Below are 20,419 nucleotides of genomic sequence, written 5' to 3' on the forward strand. Positions count from 1 at the left end.
CGCATCACCGCGCTCACTAAGCTGAGCGCATGACCTCGTCGACGGCGCTGCTCACCGACCGCTATGAGCTGACGATGCTCGCTGCCTCGCTGCGCGACGGGACGGCCTCACGCCCCAGCGTGTTCGAGCTGTTCTCCCGACGGCTGTCCGGAGGACGCCGATTCGGAGTGGTCGCCGGAACCGGGCGTCTGCTCAGCCTCGTGCGGGACTTCCGCTTCGGCGACGACGAGCTGCGCTTCCTCCGCGACAACCGGATCGTCGACGCTCCCGCGGTGAAGTACCTCGAGGAGTACCGGTTCACGGGCTCGATCCGTGGCTACCGCGAGGGCGAGCTGTACTTCCCCGGCTCCCCCATCCTCACGGTCGAGGGCACCTTCGCCGACGCCGTGGTCCTCGAGACGCTCGCGCTGAGCGTGCTCAACCACGACTCGGCCGTGGCCACCGCGGCGTCGCGAATGAGCATCGCCGCGGGCGAGCGTCCGCTCGCCGAGATGGGTTCGCGCCGCGCCGCCGAGCACTCCGCCGTCGCGGCCGCCCGCGCCGCCTATATCGCCGGGTTCGGCGCCACCAGCAACCTCGAGGCCGGGCGGCGCTGGGGCATCCCGACGATGGGCACGGCCGCGCACTCCTGGACGCTGCTGCACGACACCGAGGAGCAGGCGTTCCGCGCGCAGGTCGACAGCCTCGGCGCCGGAACGACCCTGCTCGTGGACACCTACGACATCCGTACCGGCGTCGAGACCGCGATCCGCGTGGCGGGAACCGGGCTCGGCGGCGTGCGCATCGACTCGGGCGACCTGCCGATCGTGGCGGCCGAGGTGCGCGCCCAGCTCGACGAGCTCGGGGCGACCGAGACGCGCATCACCGTGACCAGCGACCTCGACGAGTACGCCATCGCCGCCCTCGCGGCCTCCCCCGTGGACGCGTACGGCGTCGGCACCTCCGTCGTCACCGGTTCCGGCTATCCGACCGCGAGCATGGTCTACAAGCTCGTCGCGCGTCAGGACTCCGACGGCTCCTGGGTCGGCGTCGCGAAGGCGTCAGCCGACAAGGCATCGCACGGCGGGCGCAAGGCGGCGTTCCGCACGATCGAGGACGGCGTAGCGGTGAGCGAGACGGTGCTGGTCGCCGACGGATTCGAGAACCTCGATTCGCCTGCCGGGCGCACGGACGGTCGCCCCCTGCAGGTCACCTTCGCGGAGGGCGGCGACATCGACACGGCTCACGAGGGCCAGGAGGGTACGTCGTCGGCACGCGCCCATCACCTGCGGGTGCGCGAGGAACTGCCGGTACGGGCACTCGCGCTCAGCAAGTCGGACCCCGCGATCCCCACGGTGTACGTCGACGTCGCCTGAGAGGTCGTCGAGGCGCACCACTGCGACGGCGCGTGACGGGCGACCCCGTCAGCGCACCATCGACTCGTAGATCTCCTTGCACGTCGGGCAGATGGGGAACTTCTCGGGATCGCGCCCGGGAGTCCACTTCTTCCCGCAGAGTGCACGCACCGGCTTGCCGGTGATCGCGGACTCGAGGATCTTGTCCTTCTTCACGTAATGCGAGAAGCGCTCATGGTCGCCCGGTTCGAGGTTCTCCTCGCGGAGGAGCTCTTCCAGTTCGCGATCAAGCGTTGCCACGCCGCCCTGATCGGGGCTGTCCAGCGGAGTACTCATCCCGTGAGTCTAGCCGCGTCAGGGTCGGTGTGGGCGGCCGTCATGCGGTCTCGACGAACTCCATGAGACGTTCGCCGCTGCGCTCGAAGATCCGACCGCCGATCGTGGCTCCGATCGCGAGCACGATGACACCGCTCGCGATGCCCACCCAGAACGCCACCGGCGCGTAGGTCACATCGTCGGCGATCGTCGCGACGAACAGCCAGATCGTCGGAGCGCTGAACAGGATGGCGCCGAGGAACGCCGCCGCCGGCCCGTAGGCACCGCGCGACGTCGGTCGCTGCGGCTGCTGGAACGGGCTGTCACCCGGGCGGGACACGGCGTAGGGGGCGACGACCGAGACGATGCTCGAGATGCCGAGAGCCGAGAACAGCAGGCTCGCCGCGAGCCCGATCAACGGCAGGAGCAGTCGCACATCGCCGATCAACACCAGAGACAGCGGAATGGCGACGGCGAGCACCGGGACAGCGACGAGGACCACCGGCACGAGCCGTCCGAGCCGGTCCGGGATCCCCCGCACCCCGCTGGCGACGTGCGTCCACAGCGCCGTCGAGTCGTAGGCGACATCGTTGTGCGGCAGCCACCCGAAGAACAGCGCCATCACGGGCACGGGGATCAGCGCCGCGATCTCGAGCGGGACTCCGGCCACCAGGAGCGGGAACACCGTCAGCACTCCCGCGACGGGCACGACGATGATGTTCATGATGTAGCGACGGTCGCGCAGCCAGTAGACGAGGCTGCGCGCGGCGATCGCGCCGAACGCGTTGGACGGCAGCAGGCCGAACCAGCCGAGACCGCTGCGTTCGCGTGCGGCGGCCGGTCGTTCGGTCGTCGTGAGGAGTCGCCGGACCAACCAGGCCCAGACCCCCCACAGCGCGACGACGGTGACCACGGCGATGACTCCGCTGATCCACGCCACCGCGGTGTCGCCGGCCGCGATAGCGAACAGGAATCCGGGGGACGCACCGAGCGGCGTGAATCCGAACACCGTGGTGAGGGTCTCGAGAGAGCCGGGCACATGCCCGTCCCACCGCATCGAGGCGAAGAAGACCGCGACGGGGAACGCGATGATGATCAGGGCGAGCGCGAACAGCGCCGTGAGCTCCCGGGAACGCCGCTCCGGGAGGAACAGAGCGTTGATGGCCATGCCGATCCGGGCGGTCAGGACGGTGCTGAGCAGGCCGACGACCGTCATGAGCACGGCGAGCGGCCACGGCGCGCCGAGCGTGATCGCCACGGCGCAGACGCTCGCGTACACCGCCAGCAGCGCCAGGCTCGGCACACTCACGAAGGCGGCCACGGTGAGCACCCACGGCATCTTGCGCTCGTCGACGCCGAACACCGCGAATCTCCGCGGGTCGAGCTGATCGACGGCCCCCACCAGGATCGGGCCCACGAGGAAACCGAGGATGATCGCCACACCACCGAGCACGGTCACCGTGCGTGCGACGGGGGCAGGAGCGCCGGACAACGAGTGCACGGCGATGCAGACCGCGAGGGTCACGGCGATGAGGCCGACCAGAGTGACGAGCGTGCGTCCTCGACGGTCCCCGCGCAGCGATCCGATCAGGAGCGCGAGTCTCAGTCGGAGAACATGTGCAACCACTCGAGACCCTCCACTTCTCCGATACCACCCGAGAGCTCGACGAATCGGGCCTCGAGAGTCTGACCGGCGCGGACCTCGTCGATGGTCCCCTCGGCGAGGACCTCACCTCCGACGATGATGGCGACCCGCGAGCACACCCGCTCGACCAGATCCATGCCGTGGCTGGACAGGATCACCGTGCCACCGTGCGAGACGTAGGCACGAAGGATGTCGAGGATCACGGCGGAGGACACGGGATCGACGGACTCGAACGGCTCGTCGAGCACGAGGACGCGCGGCGAGTGGATCATCGCACCCGCGAGCATGAGCTTCTTGGTCATGCCTGCCGAGTAGTCGGAGACCACGCGGCTGAGCGCCTCCTGCAGATCGAACGCCCGCGCCAGGTCGGCCGTGCGCTTCTCGATCACGCTCGGGGCGAGACCGCGCAGCAGGCCGTAGTAGTAGAGGAGTTGACGACCGGTGAGTCGGTCGAAGGTGCGCAGGCGATCGGGCAGCACCCCCATGACGCGCTTCGCGGCCAGGGGCTGCGACGCCTGGTCGATGCCGCAGATCGCCACGGTGCCCGCATCCGCGCGCAGAAGCCCGGCCACGATCGACAGCGTCGTGGTCTTGCCCGCGCCGTTCGGGCCGACGATTCCGTAGAACGACCCCGCAGGAACGGTCAGGTCGATACCGTCCACAGCGTGGTTGTCGCCGAAGTGCTTCACGAGTCCGCGGATGCTGATCGCGGCGGTGTCGGAGGCCTCATGCACCTCGGCGACCACACGCGCGGTGGCGCTCGCTCCGGTGTCTGTGATCTCACGCTGCTGATCCGCTGCGCTGTCCACCGCGGTGTCGCCCTCATCGGCGGCGGCGTCGTCATCGGCGGCGGCGTGGACGTCCTGGATGATCGAATCGACGACCGGGACCTCACCGGCAGGGTCAGCGACCTCGGTGGCGGGCGCCGCCTCCTCCTCCGCGACCACGACAGCGGATACCGTTTCGGCGGCAGGTGCCGGTGCCGGTGCCTCGATGTTCACCGTCTCGACCGACGCGTCCGGCAGCTGCACGGGGGCGATCACGGTCTCGGCATCTTCGGCAGCGTTCGCCGCCGCCTTGGACGCTGCGGACTTCGCGGCTGCAGCCTTCGCGGCCGCCGTCTTCGCCGCCGCCGTGCGCGCAGCGGCGGTACGGGCAGCCGACTTCGTCTCGGCCGTCTTCGCCGCCGCTGCCTTGGCCGCCGCGGTCTTCGCTGCGGTCGACTTCGCTGCGGTGGCCTTGGCCGGAGTGGTCCTGGCTGCCGCGGTCTTCGCGGCAGTGGTCTTGGCCGCGGTGGTCTTGGCCGCGGTGGTCTTGGCCGGTGTCTTCGCCGCTGTCGGCTTCGCGGTCGCGGCCTTGGCACGCGAAGACGCGGGCGTGGTCGCTCCGCCACGGGCGGCGGTGTTCCGTGCTGCCGCTGCGCGCGCCGCGGCCGTGGTCTTCTTGGCGGGCGTCGTCGTCGGCTCGGGCTCCCCGGCCGTCGCATCCTTCGACGTCACGGGCTCGATCACGACCTCCGCGTTCGCGGCGGCCTTGTCCGCGGCCGACTTCGCCGCCGTACGCGCCGCTGTGGCGGTGGCGGGCCGCTTCGTGGTGGTCGGCCGTTTCGCGGTGGTCGTCTTCTTGGCCGCGGCCGTCTTCGCCGCCGGCTTCCCCGTCGTGGGGGCACGCTTCACGGACGGCTTCTTGGCTGCAGCGGCGCCCGCTCCCGCGGTCGTCCGCTTCGCAGTCGCCTTCGCGGGAGGGGTCTCGGGGTCGTCCACCTGGTCGGTGCGGTCGTCAGGGGAGGAAGTCACTGTTCTACGGTATCAATGAGCTGTGGCGAGCCTGTGGTTCCGCGCAACATTCAGAGGAATCAGCGGCGACTCCTCCCGAAAACAGGGCGTTCGTGCGATTCTGTGTGTTGAGTGTGTACTCGGTCACGAAATGGCAACGGGGCCTCTCTGCCCCGTGGCTTCCCAGGCTGAATCGCTACCATGAAACTCGGCACGAAGAAGTGTCTGATCGGTGAACCGATCCTTAACACACCTTCTTTTAGGAGCTCTCGTGACTCTTCAGACCGTCATCCTCGCAGCCGGCATGGGCTCGCGCCTCGGTCGCGCGCTGCCGAAGCCGCTCACCGAGCTGAGCGACGGGCGCACGATCATGCGTCAGCAGCACGACAACATCCTGGCCGCATTCGGCTCCGATGCCCGCATCACCACGGTCGTCGGCTACCGCGCCGAGACGATCATCGATGCCTTCCCGACCGCGAACTACGTGCACAACGAGCGCTACGACGAGACCAACACGTCGAAGAGCCTGCTGCGTGCCCTCGGCGCGACCGGCAAGGGCGGCGTGCTCTGGATGAACGGCGACGTGGTGTTCGACCCGATGATCCTCGGCCGCGCTGCGGCCTTCATCGAGCGCGACCAGTCGTTCGTCACGGTCAACACCTCCAAGGTGAGCGATGAAGAGGTGAAGTACACGGTCACGGCCGAAGGCTTCATCAACGAGCTGTCGAAGACCGTCAAGGGCGGACTCGGCGAGGCCGTGGGCATCAACTACATCGCGGCCGCGCACAAGAAGGCGTTCATGCGTCAGCTGCAGCGCGTCGAGGACCAGGACTACTTCGAGCGCGGACTCGAGCTCGCGATCGCCGAAGACGGCCTGCTCCTCGAGCCGATGGACGTCTCCGACCTGTACGCGGTCGAGGTCGACTTCGCCGAAGATCTGGAGCGCGCGAACCTCTTCGTCTGATCCACGTGCTTCCGGGAGCCGCACCCTTTCGAGGGTGCGGCTCCCTGCGTTTTCGCGGTCTGACTTCATAGGATCAGGACATGGGCCCCAAGGTGCACAAGATCCACTCCCTCCCGGATGACTCCCCGTGGGACAAGGGGGTGCCACCGGTGGGTTCCCCCGAGCATCCGCTGATGGTGCGCGGCCTCGACCGTGTGCTGTCGATCCAACGTCCGCTCGTGCTCGCGCACATCCGCAGCATCCGTCTGCGCAACCCGCAGGCGAGCCCGGCGGAGATCGTGCGCATCCTCGAGCGCCGCTACCTCGCGGCCGTGACCGCCGGAGGCGCAGCCGTCGGTGCCACCGCCGTCGTCCCGGGCATCGGCACGGGCATCACGCTGGCGCTCTCCGGCGTCGAGACCGTGGGATTCGTGGAGTCCACGGCTCTCTTCGCGCAGTCCGTCGCGGAGGTGCACGGCATCGCGATCGCCAACCCCGATCGGGCTCGGGCGCTCGTGATGACGCTGATGCTCGGCAAGGAAGGGGTCGACCTGGTCGGCCAGCTCGCCGGCCAGGTGGCCGGCCACGGCGGCAGCCGATCCACCTACTGGGGCGAGATCGTCACCAAGTCGCTCCCCCGCGCGGCGGTCGGTCCGCTCGTCGACCAGCTCAAGAGCATGTTCGTCAAGCAGTTCGCCGCCCGTGGTGGCGCGTCGTTCCTCGGCAAGGCGCTCCCGTTCGGAGTGGGCGCGGCAGTCGGCGGTGCCGGCAACCACATCCTCGGACGCCGAGTGCTGACGACCTCTCATCGCGCATTCGGCGCAGCCCCCATCGATCTCCCTCTCGAGCTGGAACCCGTGCCCGGCGCCGAGAAGGTCGAGATGCGGATGCTCCGCGGCGCGCGCTTCGCCGGCAGCGCCGTGGCCGGTGCGGCGGGCACGGCAGCGCGAGGGATCGGATGGGCCGGCCACAAAGTGGGAGAACTGGCCACGCGACGCGGCCGCGGCGCCGGTGCCGAGCTCACCGAACGCACTGACGAGCTGCACGGCGATCACGAGCTCCCCTCCGGGATCGGCGCGGACACCGCGATCGACGGCCCGCGCTGATCCGCCTCGTGCGGGTCACCAAAGGATCGGGCGACCCGTTGTGCCGAGCATCCAACAGACCACGCCGAAGCGGCGCTAGGGTGGAATCCGTGACGGACAAGCCCGACCTCTTTACCACCGCCGGCAAGATCGCGGATCTGCGCGCTCGCTACACCGAGGCCGTCGTCGACGCCGAGGAGAAGGCGAAGGCGAAGCAGCACGCCAAGGGCAAGATGACCGCCCGCGAGCGCATCGAACTGCTCGTCGACCCCGGCAGCTTCGTCGAGTTCGACGAGTATGTGCGCCACCGCACCACCGCGTTCGGCATGGATCGCTCCCGCCCCTACGGCGACTCGGTCGTCACCGGTGTCGGCACGATCCACGGACGCACGGTCGCCGTGTACTCGCAGGACTTCTCGACGTTCGGCGGCTCGCTCGGCGAGGTCGCCGGAGAGAAGATCATCAAGATCATGGAGTTCGCCCTCGACGGCGGCATGCCCTGCATCGGCATCCTCGACTCGGGCGGCGCGCGCATCCAGGAAGGCGTCGTCGCGCTCGGCAAGTACGGCGAGATCTTCCGCCTGAACACCCGGGCATCCGGCGTGATCCCGCAGATCTCGATCATCATGGGTCCCGCAGCCGGAGGAGCGGTGTACTCCCCCGCCCTCACGGACTTCGTCATCATGGTCGACAAGACGAGCCAGATGTTCGTGACAGGTCCCGACGTCATCAAGACCGTCACGGGTGAGGACGTCGGCATGGAGGAGCTCGGCGGCGCCTACACGCACAACACGCGCTCCGGTGTCGCCCACTACCTCGCCGAGGACGAGGACGACGCGATCGACTACGCGCGCACCCTCCTCGGGTTCCTGCCCGACAACAACATGGCGGAGCTGCCCTCGTACGAGAGCGCGTTCGAGTTCGAGACGACGGATGCCGATCGCACCCTCAACACGATCGTCCCCGACTCGGCGAACCAGCCCTACGACATCCACACCGTCATCGAGCACGTCGTCGACGACGGCGACTTCCTCGAGGTGCAGCCGCTGTTCGCTCCGAACATCGTGATCGGCTTCGGTCGCGTCGAGGGCCGCTCTGTGGGCATCATCGCCAACCAGCCGTCACAGATGGCGGGTACCCTGAACATCGAGGCCGGTGAGAAGGCCAGCCGCTTCGTGCGGTTCTGCGACGCCTTCTCGATCCCCATCGTCACGCTCGTCGACGTCCCCGGCTATCTGCCGGGCACCGACCAGGAGTGGACCGGCGTCATCCGTCGTGGCGCGAAGCTGCTGTACGCCTACGCCGAGGCCACCGTGCCGCTCGTGACGGTCATCCTGCGCAAGGCCTACGGCGGCGCCTACATCGTGATGGGCTCCAAGCAGCTCGGAGCCGACGTCAACCTCGCCTGGCCCACCGCCGAGATCGCAGTGATGGGCGGCCAGGGTGCGGTCAACATCCTCTACCGCGGTGAGATCAAGAAGGCGGAGGAGGCCGGCGAGGACGTCGCTGCCGTCCGCACCCGCCTGGCGAACGAGTACACGTACAACGTGGCCTCTCCGTTCCTCGCCGCCGAACGCGGAGAGCTGGACGGGATCATCGAGCCGGCCAACACCCGCGTCTCCATCGCCAAGGCGCTGCGTGCACTCCGCGGCAAGCGCTCGTCGCTGCCCCCGAAGAAGCACGGGAACATCCCGCTGTGAGCGCTCCCCTCGACGAGCAGCCCCCGGCGCTCCAGATCACGCGTGGCAGCGCCACCGAAGAGGAGCTCGCCGCCCTCATCGCGGTCGTCACCGATGCGTACTCGCATGAGACGGAGGACGCGGTGGCCGAGGAGCCGCATGTCTCGGCCTGGACGCGGACGCAGCGGTCGCTGCGCACGCCGCTGCGCCGCGACATCCCATGGGGACGCTTCTCCGGCTGAGGATGCCTCAGAGCCGCGGCGCGGTGAACCGCAGGGTCACGAGCTGGAACGCACGCAGGTCCAGCCGGATCCCGCCCGGCGTCGACTCCCGCACCGCGGTGGTGGCGATCTCCCGCTCGATCAGGTCGGTCTCGATGACCTGATCGAACGAGAACGCGGGCGTCACCGTCACCGATGCCCGGCCTCCGTGCGCTTCGTAGAGCCGCACGATCACATCGCCGCTACGGTCCTCCGCGAGCTTCACGGCTTCGATGACGACAGCGTCCGACGACACCTCGATCAGCGGAGCGACCGGCCCCGCTCCCCTGACCGCACGCAGCGGCAGGTTGAGGCGATACCCCTCCTGCACCGCATCCGCGATCGAGGAGCCGGGGCGCACGCTCACCCGGAACGTGTGCTCGCCCTGGTCCGCCTCAGGGTCCGGGTACAGCGGCGCCCGCAGCAGAGAGAGTCGCACCGTGGTCGCCGTGCCGCCACCGGCACGGGGCACGCGCGTGATGTCGTGCCCGTACGTCGAATCGTTCGCGATCGCCACTCCGAACCCCGGTTCTCCCACGTGCACCCACCGATGCGCCACGGTCTCGAACCGCGCCACATCCCAGGAAGTGTTGACATGCGTGGGACGGTGCACATGGCCGAACTGGATCTCGGACGTCGCCCTGTCCGTGTGCACGTCGAGCGGGAAGGCCAGCTTGAGGAGCTTCTGGCGCTCGTGCCAGTCGACGGTCGTGTCGATGTCGAGGGCATGGCCCTCGGCGGTCAGCGTCAGAGCCTGCGTGATCCGCGAACCCCCCAGCTCGCGGACCACGCAGACGATCGCCGCCGACGCGTGCGGGACGATGTCGATCGAGACCACGTCCGTCACGTCGACGACGTGACGCCGGTAGTGCTCGTCGATGTCCCAGGCATCCCACTGCGTCGGCGTATCGCGATGCAGCTGCAAGAGGTTCCCCCGCTCTCCGGCCGCGATCGCCTGCCTCCCGGTCGCGCGGACGACGAGTGACGTCACCAGGCCCGCGTCGTCGATCGAGACCGTGAGGTGCTCGTTCTCCAACACGAAGCCGTCCGTCGTCCGCGTGACCCCCGCAGAGGCCCCAGACCTCTGCGCGGCGGCGATCCCCATCGCCACCGCTCCCTCCCTTGCGTAGGGCCCCGCGTTGGCGACGAGCTCGGAGTCGCCCGAACCGGCCACGATCGCCAAGGACCCTGCGATGATGCGCTCCGTCGAGGCGAGCACCTCGGCGTAGCGACGTTCCGCTTCCCGGTGGACCCAGCCGATCGAGCTGCCGGGGAGGATGTCATGGAACTGCTGCAGCAGCACGGTCTCCCAGGCCTCCTGCAGTTCCTCGTACGGGTACGCAGCACCCCGCAGCGCTGCCGCCGTCGCCCACAGTTCGGCCTCTCGGAGCGCGTGCTCGCTGCGCCGGTTGCCGTGCTTGGTGCGCGCCTGCGAGGTGTAGGTGCCACGGTGGAACTCGAGGTACATCTCGCCGGTCCATACCGGCGGCTCGCCGTACTCGGCCTCCGCCGTCTCGAAGAAGCGGCGCGGCGAGGAGTGCGTGACCGTCGGCGAGCCCTCCAGAGAGCGCAGGCGCGCTGCCGCCGCCAGCATCTCCCGGTTGGGACCGCCGCCGCCGTCCCCGTAGCCGAACGGCACCAGCGAGGTGTTCGCCGCGCCCTTCTCGGCGTACTGACGCTCCGCCCTAGCCAGTTCCGCACCGGTGAGCTGCGCGTTGTAGGTGTCGACCGGCGGGAAGTGCGTGAAGATCCGCGTGCCGTCCATCCCCTCCCAGTGGAAGGTGTGATGCGGCATCACGTTCGTCTCGTTCCACGACATCTTCTGCGTCAGCATCCACCGGGACCCGGCTGCTCTGGCGATCTGCGGGAGCGCCGCCGAGTATCCGAACGAGTCCGGCAGCCACACGTCGAGCGGCTCGACGCCGAACTCCTCGAGGAAGAAGAGCTTGCCCCGCAGGAACTGGCGTGCGAGTGCCTCCCCTCCTGGCATGTTCGTGTCGGATTCCACCCACATCCCCCCTGCCGGGTGGAAGCGACCGGCCGCGACCGCGGCGCGGATCCGTTCGAACAGCTCCGGCTGGAAGCGCTTCATCCACGCGTACTGCTGCGCCGAGGAGGCGGCGAAGGAGAACTCGGCGTCCTCCTGCTGCAGCGAGAGGACGTTGGAGAAGGTGCGGGCGACCTTGCGCTGGGTCTCGCGGACCGGCCACAACCACGCGGAGTCGATGTGCGCATGGCCGACGGCGTGGACCGAGTGGGCGGAGCCGGATGCCGGTCGCGCCAGCACGTCGGCCAGCGCGGCCCGCGCGGCCTGCGCCGTTCCGGCGATGTCCTCGGGATCGGCCACGTCGATCATGCGCTCGAGCGCGCGGAGGATCTCCGCATGGCGGGGGGACGACGGCGACAGCTCGCCCAGCAGACTCCGCAGCACTGCGACGTCCTGCACGAGTTCCCAGACCGTCAGATCCCTGACCACCACGTCCGCACGCCGGAAGACGTAGAGCGGCTCGTCGCCCGCGGTCTCCCATTCGCCCAGGGGCGTCGGCTGGAAGTCGCGGAACCCGTCTGCCACGTCGGGATTGGCTGCCGCTTCGAGATAGAGGTCGATCGGATCACCCGGAGCCCCGTCCAACGGCACATGCGCGTTGCGAGGCTCGACGGCCTTGACGATGGTGCCGTCCGGTCGATAGACGGTGCCCTCGGACTGGAACCCCGGCTCCGCGACGCCGAAACCCAGATCGAAGACGAGCTCGGCCCGCTGTCCGGGAGCCACCTCCGGGACGATTCCACGCACGCGCACCCACAGAGTGCTCCAGGCCCGCCCCCAGCGTGTGCCGACGACGAACGGCGCATACTCCTGAGCCACTGCGTCGTGGAAGGGCACGGGCTCTCCCGGCGCTGCCCAGGCCGCGAGGTCCAGCGGGATCGAACGGGCCTGCACCGCGGGCTGCAGTCGCTCGAGCTCGAAGCGGCGGATGCGCGCCAGGACGAGTTCGGAGTTGTCGTGCATCACACGCTTCCGGTCGGCGGGAGGGGATGAGAAATAATACATCGATTGGACTTATCGATGTCAAGGCTTTTCTTCCCTCGGCCCCGCCCCTCACGAAGCGGCACCGTGCGATCAGACCTCCAGGAGCAGATCCGAGGTGCGCGGAGACAGCACGGAATCCAGGACGACGCACGCGGCCCCGATCGCACCGACGTCGTCTCCGACGACGCTCCCGTCGACGGGCAGCGTGTGCACGGCCCGCGTCGCGCTGAGTCGCTCGAGGCGCGGGGGGATCTCCTGCAGGTACACCGGCGCGAGCCGCGACCAGAACGGCCCGCCCAGCACGACCCTGTCCACGTCGAGCATGTTGGTAAGCGCCGCGACGAGCACGGTCATGTGCGCCGCGGCCTGTCGCAGCACCCGCTGGGCGGCCACATCGCCCGATGCGGCCCGCTCGCACAGCTGCGTGAAGCGTGCGTCGACGGCCTCGGCGTCGTTGACCTCGCGATCGTCGGGGAAGACACCCGCGCCTTCGGCCTGCTCCACGATCGCCTGCGGAGTGCACATCACCTCGACGCAGCCCCGATAGCCGCACGCGCACACCGGGCCATCGGGATCCACGATGATGTGTCCGACCTCGCCGAGGTTCCGAGAGCTCCCCCGCACGACTTCACCGTCGCGCGCCAGAGCGGCACCGATCCCCGTACCGAGATAGATCAGCACGAACGAGTCATCCGGCGGTCCGTGCCTTGTCCACAGCTCGCCCACCGCGGCGGCCGTCGTGTCCTTCTCCAACGTGACATCGAAACCCGTGGCCTCGGCGAGCACCGCTCGCAGCGGCACACGATGCCATCCGGGGAGCTTGGGAGGATCGATCACGGTCCCGCGCTCCGCATCCAGGGGCCCTGGCGCTGCGACGCCGACGCCCGCGATCAGACTCCGGTCGACACCGGACGCGTCGATGAGCGATCCGATCGTCGCCGCCATGGCGTCGACGATGTGCCGCGGATCGGCCGCAGGTGTGCGCGTCGTGATGCGCCGCACCACGGCACCGGTGAGATCGAGCAACACGAACGTCATCACCGCGGGATCGAGGTGCACGCCGACCGAGTACCGGCTCTCCGCGATCATGCGCAACGTGACGCGAGGCTTGCCCGGACCGTTGATCGTGCGACCGGCCTCGGCGATGAGACCGTCGGCGAGGAGACGACGGGTGATGTTCGTGACCGTCTGCGCGGACAGCCGAGTGGCCTCCACGAGCTCGGTCCTGCTCAGCCCGGTACCGGACTGACGTATCGCTTCCAGGATCACCGACTGGTTGAAGTCGCCCATCCGTGGAAGGTTCGTCCCGCGACGCATTCCCATCGTCCAATCTTCCCTCATCGCGACCCGAAACGTGTCCCCCAAAATACCTACAGACAACCTTTGATCGACCGAGGAGACTAATGGAGACGCTTCGCGTTCGGCTGTTCTCTCTATCCCAGGGTAGATAGACGTAGAACGGCCACCAGCGGTCGGTTTTCGGGTAACTGGCCGCATGGCGAGGGGTGGGCGGCTTCGCCGCCCCTCGCCCACTCTCTGTCCTCGACTTCGACCACCTCCCTCGGCCGAAGCCGAGGGGGCGTGCGCCGTACGACGTTCAGCCGGCGGCGGCCTCTCGCGAGATCTCATGCCACAGGTCGACCTCGTCGTCGTCCCGCGACGATCCGGAGCTCGCACGCCCCACGACCGTCACCGCGATCCGCTCGTCGTTGGAGGAGCGGATGATCAACCGCCCCGCCTTCGCCGTGCGCAGGACCACCGCGAGTTCGTCCCTGATCTCCGCACGACGGTCCTCGTCGATGCCCTCGAGACCGCCCTCGTCGAAGACCGTCACGATCACACCTCGTCGCCGGGCATCCTCGATCGCATCACGCACCGCGTCGTTGAGCAGATCCGCACCGCGCAGCTCGTCGCGCAACCGGCCTTCGGCGAGACGCGCCTCGAGCCGTTCTTCGACGGTGAGACTGCCTCGCGAGGCCACGACGCGGCTGAGCACCGGACCGGCCACGGCGAGCGCGAACTGCGTGCGCAGCCTTCTCTCGCGCTGACGCACCAGCTGCGTCGCGTGCCAGGCCGAGACTGCCTGCTGGATCTCCGCGAGCCGAGCGGTGTCGCGGATCGCTTTGTCCCAGAAGAGGACGAGCAGCTGAGCGACCACCACCCACATGATCGAGCCGACCAGCCCGAGATTCAGCGCCACGCCGAAGCCCAGGTACCCCGCGGAAGTGGCCACGAGCACGGCGACCGTCAACCATCCGATCAGGAATCGGCGCCGCACGACGCAGACGATGCCGAACAGACCGAGCCCTCCGATGTACCAGGTCGCGAACGGCGCGGTGCGCGACGTGTCGTCCAGGGACAGGGTCACCAGCGGCGGCACCAGGACGCACGCCAGCAGCGACAGCAAGGCCGCCCACAGCGGCATCCGCACCGACGATGCCGAGTCCCACAGGATCGCGATGAGCACGACGACCAGATACGCGGCGATCGCCAGCACCATCAGCACCGGCGCCGTCGGCTGCACCGTCCACCAGATCGAGCGCGCGACGAAGTACATGGCGAACCCGACGGCAAGTGAGGTGGCGACGCTGCGCACCGTGCGGTTCATGAGCGCTCCCAGCCGAGAGTGACGGTCGTGCCCTGCGGGCCGGAGACGATGTCAGCCGTGCCGGCGACGCCGGCCATGCGTGCGACGATCGAGGCGCTGATGCCCAGACGATCGGGGCCGATCGTGTCGATGTCGAAACCAGGACCGGTGTCGGAGATCGCCACGATGATCCCCTCGTCGCCGCGTCCCGTCGCGATGATGTGGAGCCCGCGCCCCTGCGCATGCGCCACCGCGTTGCCGATGGCCTGTCGAGCTGCCAGGACGAGAGCGCGCGCCACCCGTCCGGGGATGAGCCCGATGCCTCCGCGCTCCTCCACGATCGCATCTGCGCCGAGCTCCGACAACGCCCGGCGCAGCTCGATCACGATCTGCGAGATGCCGACGGGCTCGTCGCTGCCCTCCTGCGCCACGGCTGCCTCGGTGTTGGCCAGGCGGGTCAGCGCCTCGCGTGCCATCGCGACCGCGAGCTCACGGGCGCGCTCGCTCTCCGCCCTCTCCGCGGCGATGAGTGCGGCCAGGACGCTGTCGTGCATCAGCGCGGACATCGCCACACGCTCCTCTTCGGCTGCCGCGGCAGCCGCAGCCGAGGCGTACGACGCGACAGCACGCCCTCGCGCATCATCGACGCCGGCCGCGACGGAGCGGAACATCCATCCGAGCGCGACGATCACGATGCCCAGGATCAGTGTGAACGAGACGTCGAAGGCGGTCGTGATCCAGAAGTCGCGGGAGAAGCTCCCCTGCACGAGTCGCACGTATCCGTAGATGAACGGCAGCCCGGCCGCCCACGCGATCTGGAGGCGGATCGGGAAGGCGAGCATGGCCGCGACGACGCAGACATTGACCAGGAAGAAGATCCACGGCTGATCGCCCGCTCCACCCGGCGGGACGACGATCGGCCAGGCGACGAGCGCGAGCACGTAGGAGACCGCGAAGGATCCGGCGGCGATGGAGACCCACCGGCCGAGGATGCAGGCGACGAGCATCGCCGCCAGCGGGATGAAGACGACCAGGAGCACGATGATCTGCGGCACATCGCCCCGGGAGAACGAGCCGACCGCGGCGACGAAAGCCTGCGCGCCGAGCGTCGCGGACCCGATCGCGACCACGGTCGCCAGGATCCGCTCCATCCGCTTCCCGGTGAAGCGCTCGAACTCGGTCTCCGCGGTGCCGGGAGAAGGGATCTTGCTCCAGGCCTCGCGGATGTCGAGGGCGTCAGTGGCCACTCGGATCTCCGTCTGTCTCGACGATCCCGTCCTCCATCGCGCGGCGCAGCAGGTCGACCTTGGTCGGGGCGGGCCGCCCCACGTCGACGTACTTGACGCGGATACGGGTGATGTTCTCCTTGGCGGTGGAATAGGCGACGCCGAGACGCTCGGCCACCGCCTTGAGCGGGAGCCCGGTGGCGTAGAGGCGCAGGACCTCGCGCTCGCGCGTGGAGAGCTGGGCGTCGCCGAAGTCACGGTCGCCGTCGACGGCGCTCGCCCACTCGACGTTGTTCAGCGCTTCGCCCTGAGCCACGGTCCGGATCGCATCGAGCACGTCGTCGAGTGCCGACGACTTGCTGACGACCCCGGCGGCTCCGGCGGAGAGGGCTTCGCGGACAGCGGCCGGACGGTCGGCCACGCTGTGGATCACGACGCTCGCGCCGTCCGCGACAAGCGAGGTGACGTTCTCGATGACCGTACTGCCGTCGCCGAGAGTGAGGTCGAGCACCACGACCTCCGCAGGCGGCGCCCCCGAGCTCTTGCGCCAATCCAGATACGAGCTGACGGAGCTCCCGGAGAAGACGACGGTCTGCGAGTCGCGCGCGAACGCGGCCTCAAGGCCGAGGCGAACGGACTCGTGATCATCGATGAGGGCGACCGTACTCATCCACCCAGCCTAGTGAGTCGACGATGCCGGGCGAGGATCCCCGCCGCTGCGCGTCACCGGGTGAGCAGGGCGACGACCTCGAAGTGATGCGAATGCGGGAACAGGTCGAAGGAGCGCAGCGTCGTCACGTTCCAGCCCAGACCACGGAAGGTGCCCAGATCGCGCGCCAGGGCGACCGGATCGCACGCGACGTACGCGATCGCCTCGGGCTCGAGCGCGTGCACGCCCTCGACCACAGCTCGCCCCGCACCGGCACGGGGCGGATCGAGGACCACGGCTCCTGCTCCCGTGCGGGCGGCTGCCCCCTGGAGGAAGCGATCCACGCGAGCGGTCACCGCTGTGGCCTTTAACGGAGCGAGGTTCGCCGCCGCATGCTGGGTCGCGCGCTTGCTGGACTCGACCGTGACGATGTCGGTCGCGCCGAGATCCGCCAGAGTCGCCGCGAACAGGCCGACCCCGCCGTAGAGGTCGTAGTGGGTGCGGTCGGGATCGACGTGTCCGTCGAGAACGCCGTAGACCGCGCCGTCGAGGACGGAGGCCGCGCGCGGGTGCACCTGCCAGAAGCCGTTGACGTCGACCTCGAATCGACGGTCGCCGACCTGCTCGTGCACGACCTCGGGTTCGGGCCGACGCCCACCGCGATGCACGGGACGGGCGCCGTCCTCATGGCGGATGACGCGCACCTCGCCGTCGGCCGGCTCCACAAGATCGATGCGACCCGCAGCCCCACCGCGCAGTGCGAGCGCCGCCTCCGCCACCGCGGGACGGGCGAGCGGATGCGAGCGGACGGGGATCACGCGATGACTCCTGGCCGCGAACGGACCGACCCGACCGGCATCGTCGACGTGCAGCGTGACGCGCGTGCGCCACCCCAGACCATCGCCGGATTCGACGGCCTCGACCTCGGGAGCCTCCAGGCCTCCTCCGGCGAAGCGGTCGAACGCCTCCGAGAGCACCTGACGCTTGAGCGTGCGCTGATGGGCCAGTTCGATGTGGCCGAGATCCGCACCACCGGGACGCTCCGCAGGGTCCCGCGAGATGTCGGCCTCCGGCCAGATGTGCGCACGTCGGTGCGGAGAGGCATCGAGGATCTCGATGGCCTCGGCGCGCCAGAAGCTCCGGTTGTCCGCCCCGTCGTCCTGCGGGTCGATCAGTCGAGCACGGACGCGCTCGCCCGGGATGGCGTCGGAGACGAACACGACACGTCCCTCATGGCGGGCGACGAAGGTCCCGCCGTGCGCGATCCCGGTGATGTCGAGCTCGAGCACGTCGGCAGAGGAGGAAGTCATCCTTCGAGGATACGGTGGTGCACATGCGCGTCTGCCTCGCCTCCACCTCCCCCGCCCGTCTGATGCTGCTGCGACAGGCGGGGATCGACCCCCTGACCATCTCGCCCGACGTCGATGAGGACGCCGTCGCGGCGGCCGCCACCGAGGCCGCGGGAGCGGAACTGCCACCGGCCGAGCTGGTGCTGCTGCTCGCACGGGCCAAGGCGAAGGACGTGGCACTCCGCATCACAACGGAGGACCCGGCGTTCGACGGCATCGTCATCGGCGGCGACTCGATGTTCGCGCTGAACGGCCGCGTCTACGGCAAACCGCACACGGCGGCGGAGGCCACGCGGCGCTGGCACGAGATGCGCGGCGCGACCGGCATCCTGCACTCCGGCCACTCCGTGTTCCGCATCGCTCCCGGAGCCGCCCCGGTCGAGGTCACGGCGACAGCGGAGGCGGCGGTGACCTTCGCCGACGACATCACCGACGCGGAGATCGCCGCCTATGTCGCCTCCGGCGAGCCGCTGTACGTGGCGGGGGCCTTCACGGTCGACAGTCTCGGCGGTGCGTTCATCACCCGCGTCGACGGCGATCCGTCCACGGTGGTGGGGATGTCGCTCTCGACCATCCGCCGCATGGCCGCGGAGCTCGGAGTGACCTGGACCGATCTCTGGAACATCCCGCAGACCGACTGACTCGTAGACTCTGCGCGACGTTTCGGCGTCTTTCTTGTGGAGAGTCGTCAATTGGTTCGTTGCGCTTCTCGCTAGGCTGGCAACCATGCCTGCTATCGCCAAGGTGCTCATCGCCAACCGCGGCGAGATCGCCGTACGCATCATCCGTGCCGCTCGTGACTCCGGGATCGCTTCGGTCGCCGTCTACGCCGATCAGGATCGCGACGCGCTGCACACGCGGCTCGCCGACGAGGCCTATTCCCTCGGCGGAGCCACCAGCGCCGAGACCTACCTCCAGATCGAGAAGATCCTCTCCGTCGCCCGTCGTGCCGGAGCCGACGCCGTGCACCCGGGGTACGGCTTCCTCGCCGAGAACGCCGAGTTCGCTCGCGCGATCATCGGTGCGGGGATGACCTGGATCGGACCGTCCCCCGAGGCCATCGAGGCCCTGGGCGACAAGGTGACCGCGCGTCACGTCGCCGAGAAGGTCGGCGCCCCTCTCGCCCCCGGAACCCCCGGCCCCGTCTCCGGTGCCGACGAGGTCGTGGCGTTCGCCGAGGAGTTCGGTCTGCCGATCGCGATCAAGGCCGCCTACGGCGGCGGCGGCCGCGGCCTCAAGGTCGCGCGCGAGCTCGACGAGGTCGCCGAGCTGTTCGAGTCCGCCACCCGTGAGGCCGTCGCGGCGTTCGGCCGTGGCGAGTGCTTCGTGGAGAAGTACCTCGACAAGCCGCGCCACGTCGAGACGCAGTGCCTTGCCGATGCCGCCGGCAACGTCGTGGTGATCTCGACGCGCGACTGCTCGCTGCAGCGCCGTCACCAGAAGCTGGTCGAGGAGGCGCCCGCGCCCTTCCTCACCGAGGAGCAGAACAGCCTGCTCTACTCGGCGTCCAAGGCCATCCTCAAGGAGGTCGGCTACGTCGGTGCCGGCACGTGCGAGTTCCTGATCGGCGCCGACGGCACCGTGTCGTTCCTCGAGGTGAACACGCGCCTGCAGGTCGAGCACCCGGTCTCGGAAGAGGTCACCGGCATCGACCTGGTGCGCGAGCAGTTCCGCATCGCCGCCGGAGGCACGATCGACTACGCCGACCCGGAGCCGCAGGGACACTCCATCGAGTTCCGCATCAACGGCGAGGACCCCGGCCGCGGGTTCCTCCCCCAGCCCGGTCCCGTGAACGTCTTCAAGACCTTCGGAGGTCCCGGCATCCGCCTCGACTCCGGTGTCACCGCCGGCGACGCGGTCTCCGGCGCGTTCGACTCGCTGCTGGCGAAGATCATCGTCACGGGCAAGAACCGCGAAGAAGCGCTGGAGCGGTCCCGCCGCGCACTCGACGAGTTCGAGGTCGCCGGCCTGCCCACCGTCCTCCCCTTCCACCGCAAGGTCGTCCGCGACCCCGCATTCACGGCGGAAGACGGCACTTTCGGCATCTTCACCCGTTGGATCGAGACCGAGTTCGACAACGACATCCCCGCGTGGGACGGCGAGCTCGAGCCGACACCCGCCTCGGACGGACGCCACACGGTCGTCGTCGAGGTCGCGGGCAAGCGGCTCGAGGTCAGCCTTCCCGACCGCGTCGCGGTCGCCGCCGGCACCGCGGGGCGCCCGGCTGTCGTACCGCCGTCGCGTCGCAGCCACGCGACCACCGTGAACGCCGGCGCCTCGGGCGATGCCGTGAAGTCTCCGATGCAGGCGACCGTCGTCAAGATCGCCGTCGAGGACGGACAGCAGGTCGTCAAGGGCGACCTGGTCGTGGTGCTCGAGGCGATGAAGATGGAACAGCCGCTGCAGGCGCACAAGGACGGCGTCGTCGGCAACATCAACGCGGCGGCCGGCACCACGGTCTCGGCGGGGCACCAGCTGCTCACGATCAGCTGACCCTTCGACAGGCTCAGGGACCCGAACGGCCCAGACCCTTCGACACGC

16 protein-coding genes are annotated in these 20,419 nt (G+C 69.2%); 7 read left to right on the forward strand and 9 right to left on the reverse strand.

Features of this window, described 5'->3' with window-relative positions:
• Positions 1-29: 29 nt before the first annotated feature.
• Entirely contained in the window at positions 30-1,355 is a 1,326-nt protein-coding gene (locus ACIOVG_RS14860; protein ID WP_400874996.1) for a nicotinate phosphoribosyltransferase, read from the forward strand.
• 48 nt (positions 1,356-1,403) lie between these two features.
• On the opposite strand, the gene ACIOVG_RS14865 is transcribed toward ACIOVG_RS14860, so the two are convergent.
• The 3 genes from ACIOVG_RS14865 to ACIOVG_RS14875 are packed head-to-tail and all read right to left on the reverse strand — an operon-like array spanning position 1,404 to position 5,090.
• The gene (locus ACIOVG_RS14865; protein ID WP_045253497.1) at positions 1,404-1,670 is read right to left on the reverse strand and encodes a DUF3039 domain-containing protein; all 267 of its coding nucleotides are present in this window, start codon (positions 1,668-1,670) and stop codon (positions 1,404-1,406) included.
• 40 nt (positions 1,671-1,710) lie between these two features.
• On the reverse strand, positions 1,711-3,276 hold the full coding sequence (locus ACIOVG_RS14870) for a hypothetical protein (protein WP_400874999.1): 1,566 nt from the start codon (positions 3,274-3,276) through the stop codon (positions 1,711-1,713).
• Positions 3,252-5,090 carry an ABC transporter ATP-binding protein gene (locus ACIOVG_RS14875; RefSeq protein ID WP_400875002.1) on the reverse strand — a complete coding sequence of 613 codons (1,839 nt, stop codon included), beginning with the start codon at positions 5,088-5,090 and terminating at the stop codon, positions 3,252-3,254. The genes ACIOVG_RS14870 and ACIOVG_RS14875 overlap by 25 nt, the downstream gene beginning before the upstream one ends.
• A 250-nt stretch (positions 5,091-5,340) precedes the next feature.
• Here ACIOVG_RS14875 and ACIOVG_RS14880 point away from each other — a divergent pair, with 250 nt between their 5' ends.
• The 4 genes from ACIOVG_RS14880 to ACIOVG_RS14895 all read left to right on the forward strand — a co-directional run bounded on the left by ACIOVG_RS14880 (position 5,341) and on the right by ACIOVG_RS14895 (position 9,018).
• The gene (locus tag ACIOVG_RS14880; protein WP_400875005.1) at positions 5,341-6,033 is read left to right on the forward strand and encodes an NTP transferase domain-containing protein; all 693 of its coding nucleotides are present in this window, start codon (positions 5,341-5,343) and stop codon (positions 6,031-6,033) included.
• A gap of 80 nt (positions 6,034-6,113) precedes the next feature.
• A complete protein-coding gene (locus ACIOVG_RS14885; RefSeq protein ID WP_400875008.1) occupies positions 6,114-7,118 on the forward strand; it encodes a hypothetical protein in 1,005 nt (334 codons plus the stop codon).
• 89 nt (positions 7,119-7,207) lie between these two features.
• Complete coding sequence (locus ACIOVG_RS14890) at positions 7,208-8,797, forward strand: acyl-CoA carboxylase subunit beta (RefSeq protein WP_400875011.1); 1,590 nt, start codon at positions 7,208-7,210, stop codon at positions 8,795-8,797.
• Complete coding sequence (locus tag ACIOVG_RS14895) at positions 8,794-9,018, forward strand: acyl-CoA carboxylase subunit epsilon (RefSeq protein ID WP_400875014.1); 225 nt, start codon at positions 8,794-8,796, stop codon at positions 9,016-9,018. Before ACIOVG_RS14890 ends, ACIOVG_RS14895 begins: the two co-directional genes overlap by 4 nt.
• Before the next feature lie 7 nt (positions 9,019-9,025).
• Here the strand turns inward: ACIOVG_RS14895 and ACIOVG_RS14900 are convergent, their stop codons facing one another.
• From ACIOVG_RS14900 to ACIOVG_RS14925, 6 genes are all read right to left on the reverse strand, one after another.
• Positions 9,026-12,046, reverse strand: coding sequence for a glycoside hydrolase family 38 C-terminal domain-containing protein (locus ACIOVG_RS14900; RefSeq protein WP_400875017.1), 3,021 nt, complete (start codon positions 12,044-12,046; stop codon positions 9,026-9,028).
• 111 nt (positions 12,047-12,157) lie between these two features.
• Positions 12,158-13,357: an ROK family protein gene (locus ACIOVG_RS14905; protein WP_400875020.1), complete on the reverse strand. Its 1,200-nt coding sequence runs from the start codon at positions 13,355-13,357 to the stop codon at positions 12,158-12,160.
• A gap of 307 nt (positions 13,358-13,664) precedes the next feature.
• Entirely contained in the window at positions 13,665-14,675 is a 1,011-nt protein-coding gene (locus ACIOVG_RS14910; RefSeq protein ID WP_400875023.1) for a hypothetical protein, read from the reverse strand.
• A complete protein-coding gene (locus tag ACIOVG_RS14915) occupies positions 14,672-15,901 on the reverse strand; it encodes a sensor histidine kinase (RefSeq protein WP_400875026.1) in 1,230 nt (409 codons plus the stop codon). Before ACIOVG_RS14915 ends, ACIOVG_RS14910 begins: the two co-directional genes overlap by 4 nt.
• Positions 15,891-16,550, reverse strand: coding sequence for a response regulator (locus ACIOVG_RS14920; protein WP_400875029.1), 660 nt, complete (start codon positions 16,548-16,550; stop codon positions 15,891-15,893). The genes ACIOVG_RS14915 and ACIOVG_RS14920 overlap by 11 nt, the downstream gene beginning before the upstream one ends.
• A 53-nt stretch (positions 16,551-16,603) precedes the next feature.
• Positions 16,604-17,839, reverse strand: a complete 1,236-nt coding sequence (locus ACIOVG_RS14925) for a class I SAM-dependent RNA methyltransferase (RefSeq protein ID WP_400875032.1) — start codon at positions 17,837-17,839, stop codon at positions 16,604-16,606.
• A gap of 23 nt (positions 17,840-17,862) precedes the next feature.
• Between ACIOVG_RS14925 and ACIOVG_RS14930 the strand changes: the two genes are divergently transcribed.
• A complete protein-coding gene (locus ACIOVG_RS14930; protein WP_400876412.1) occupies positions 17,863-18,519 on the forward strand; it encodes a Maf family protein in 657 nt (218 codons plus the stop codon).
• A gap of 85 nt (positions 18,520-18,604) precedes the next feature.
• Positions 18,605-20,371 carry an acetyl/propionyl/methylcrotonyl-CoA carboxylase subunit alpha gene (locus ACIOVG_RS14935; protein WP_400875035.1) on the forward strand — a complete coding sequence of 589 codons (1,767 nt, stop codon included), beginning with the start codon at positions 18,605-18,607 and terminating at the stop codon, positions 20,369-20,371.
• Positions 20,372-20,419 lie beyond the last annotated feature (48 nt).

Source organism: Microbacterium sp. NPDC087591 (assembly GCF_044743625.1).
Taxonomy (GTDB): Bacteria; Actinomycetota; Actinomycetes; order Actinomycetales; family Microbacteriaceae; genus Microbacterium.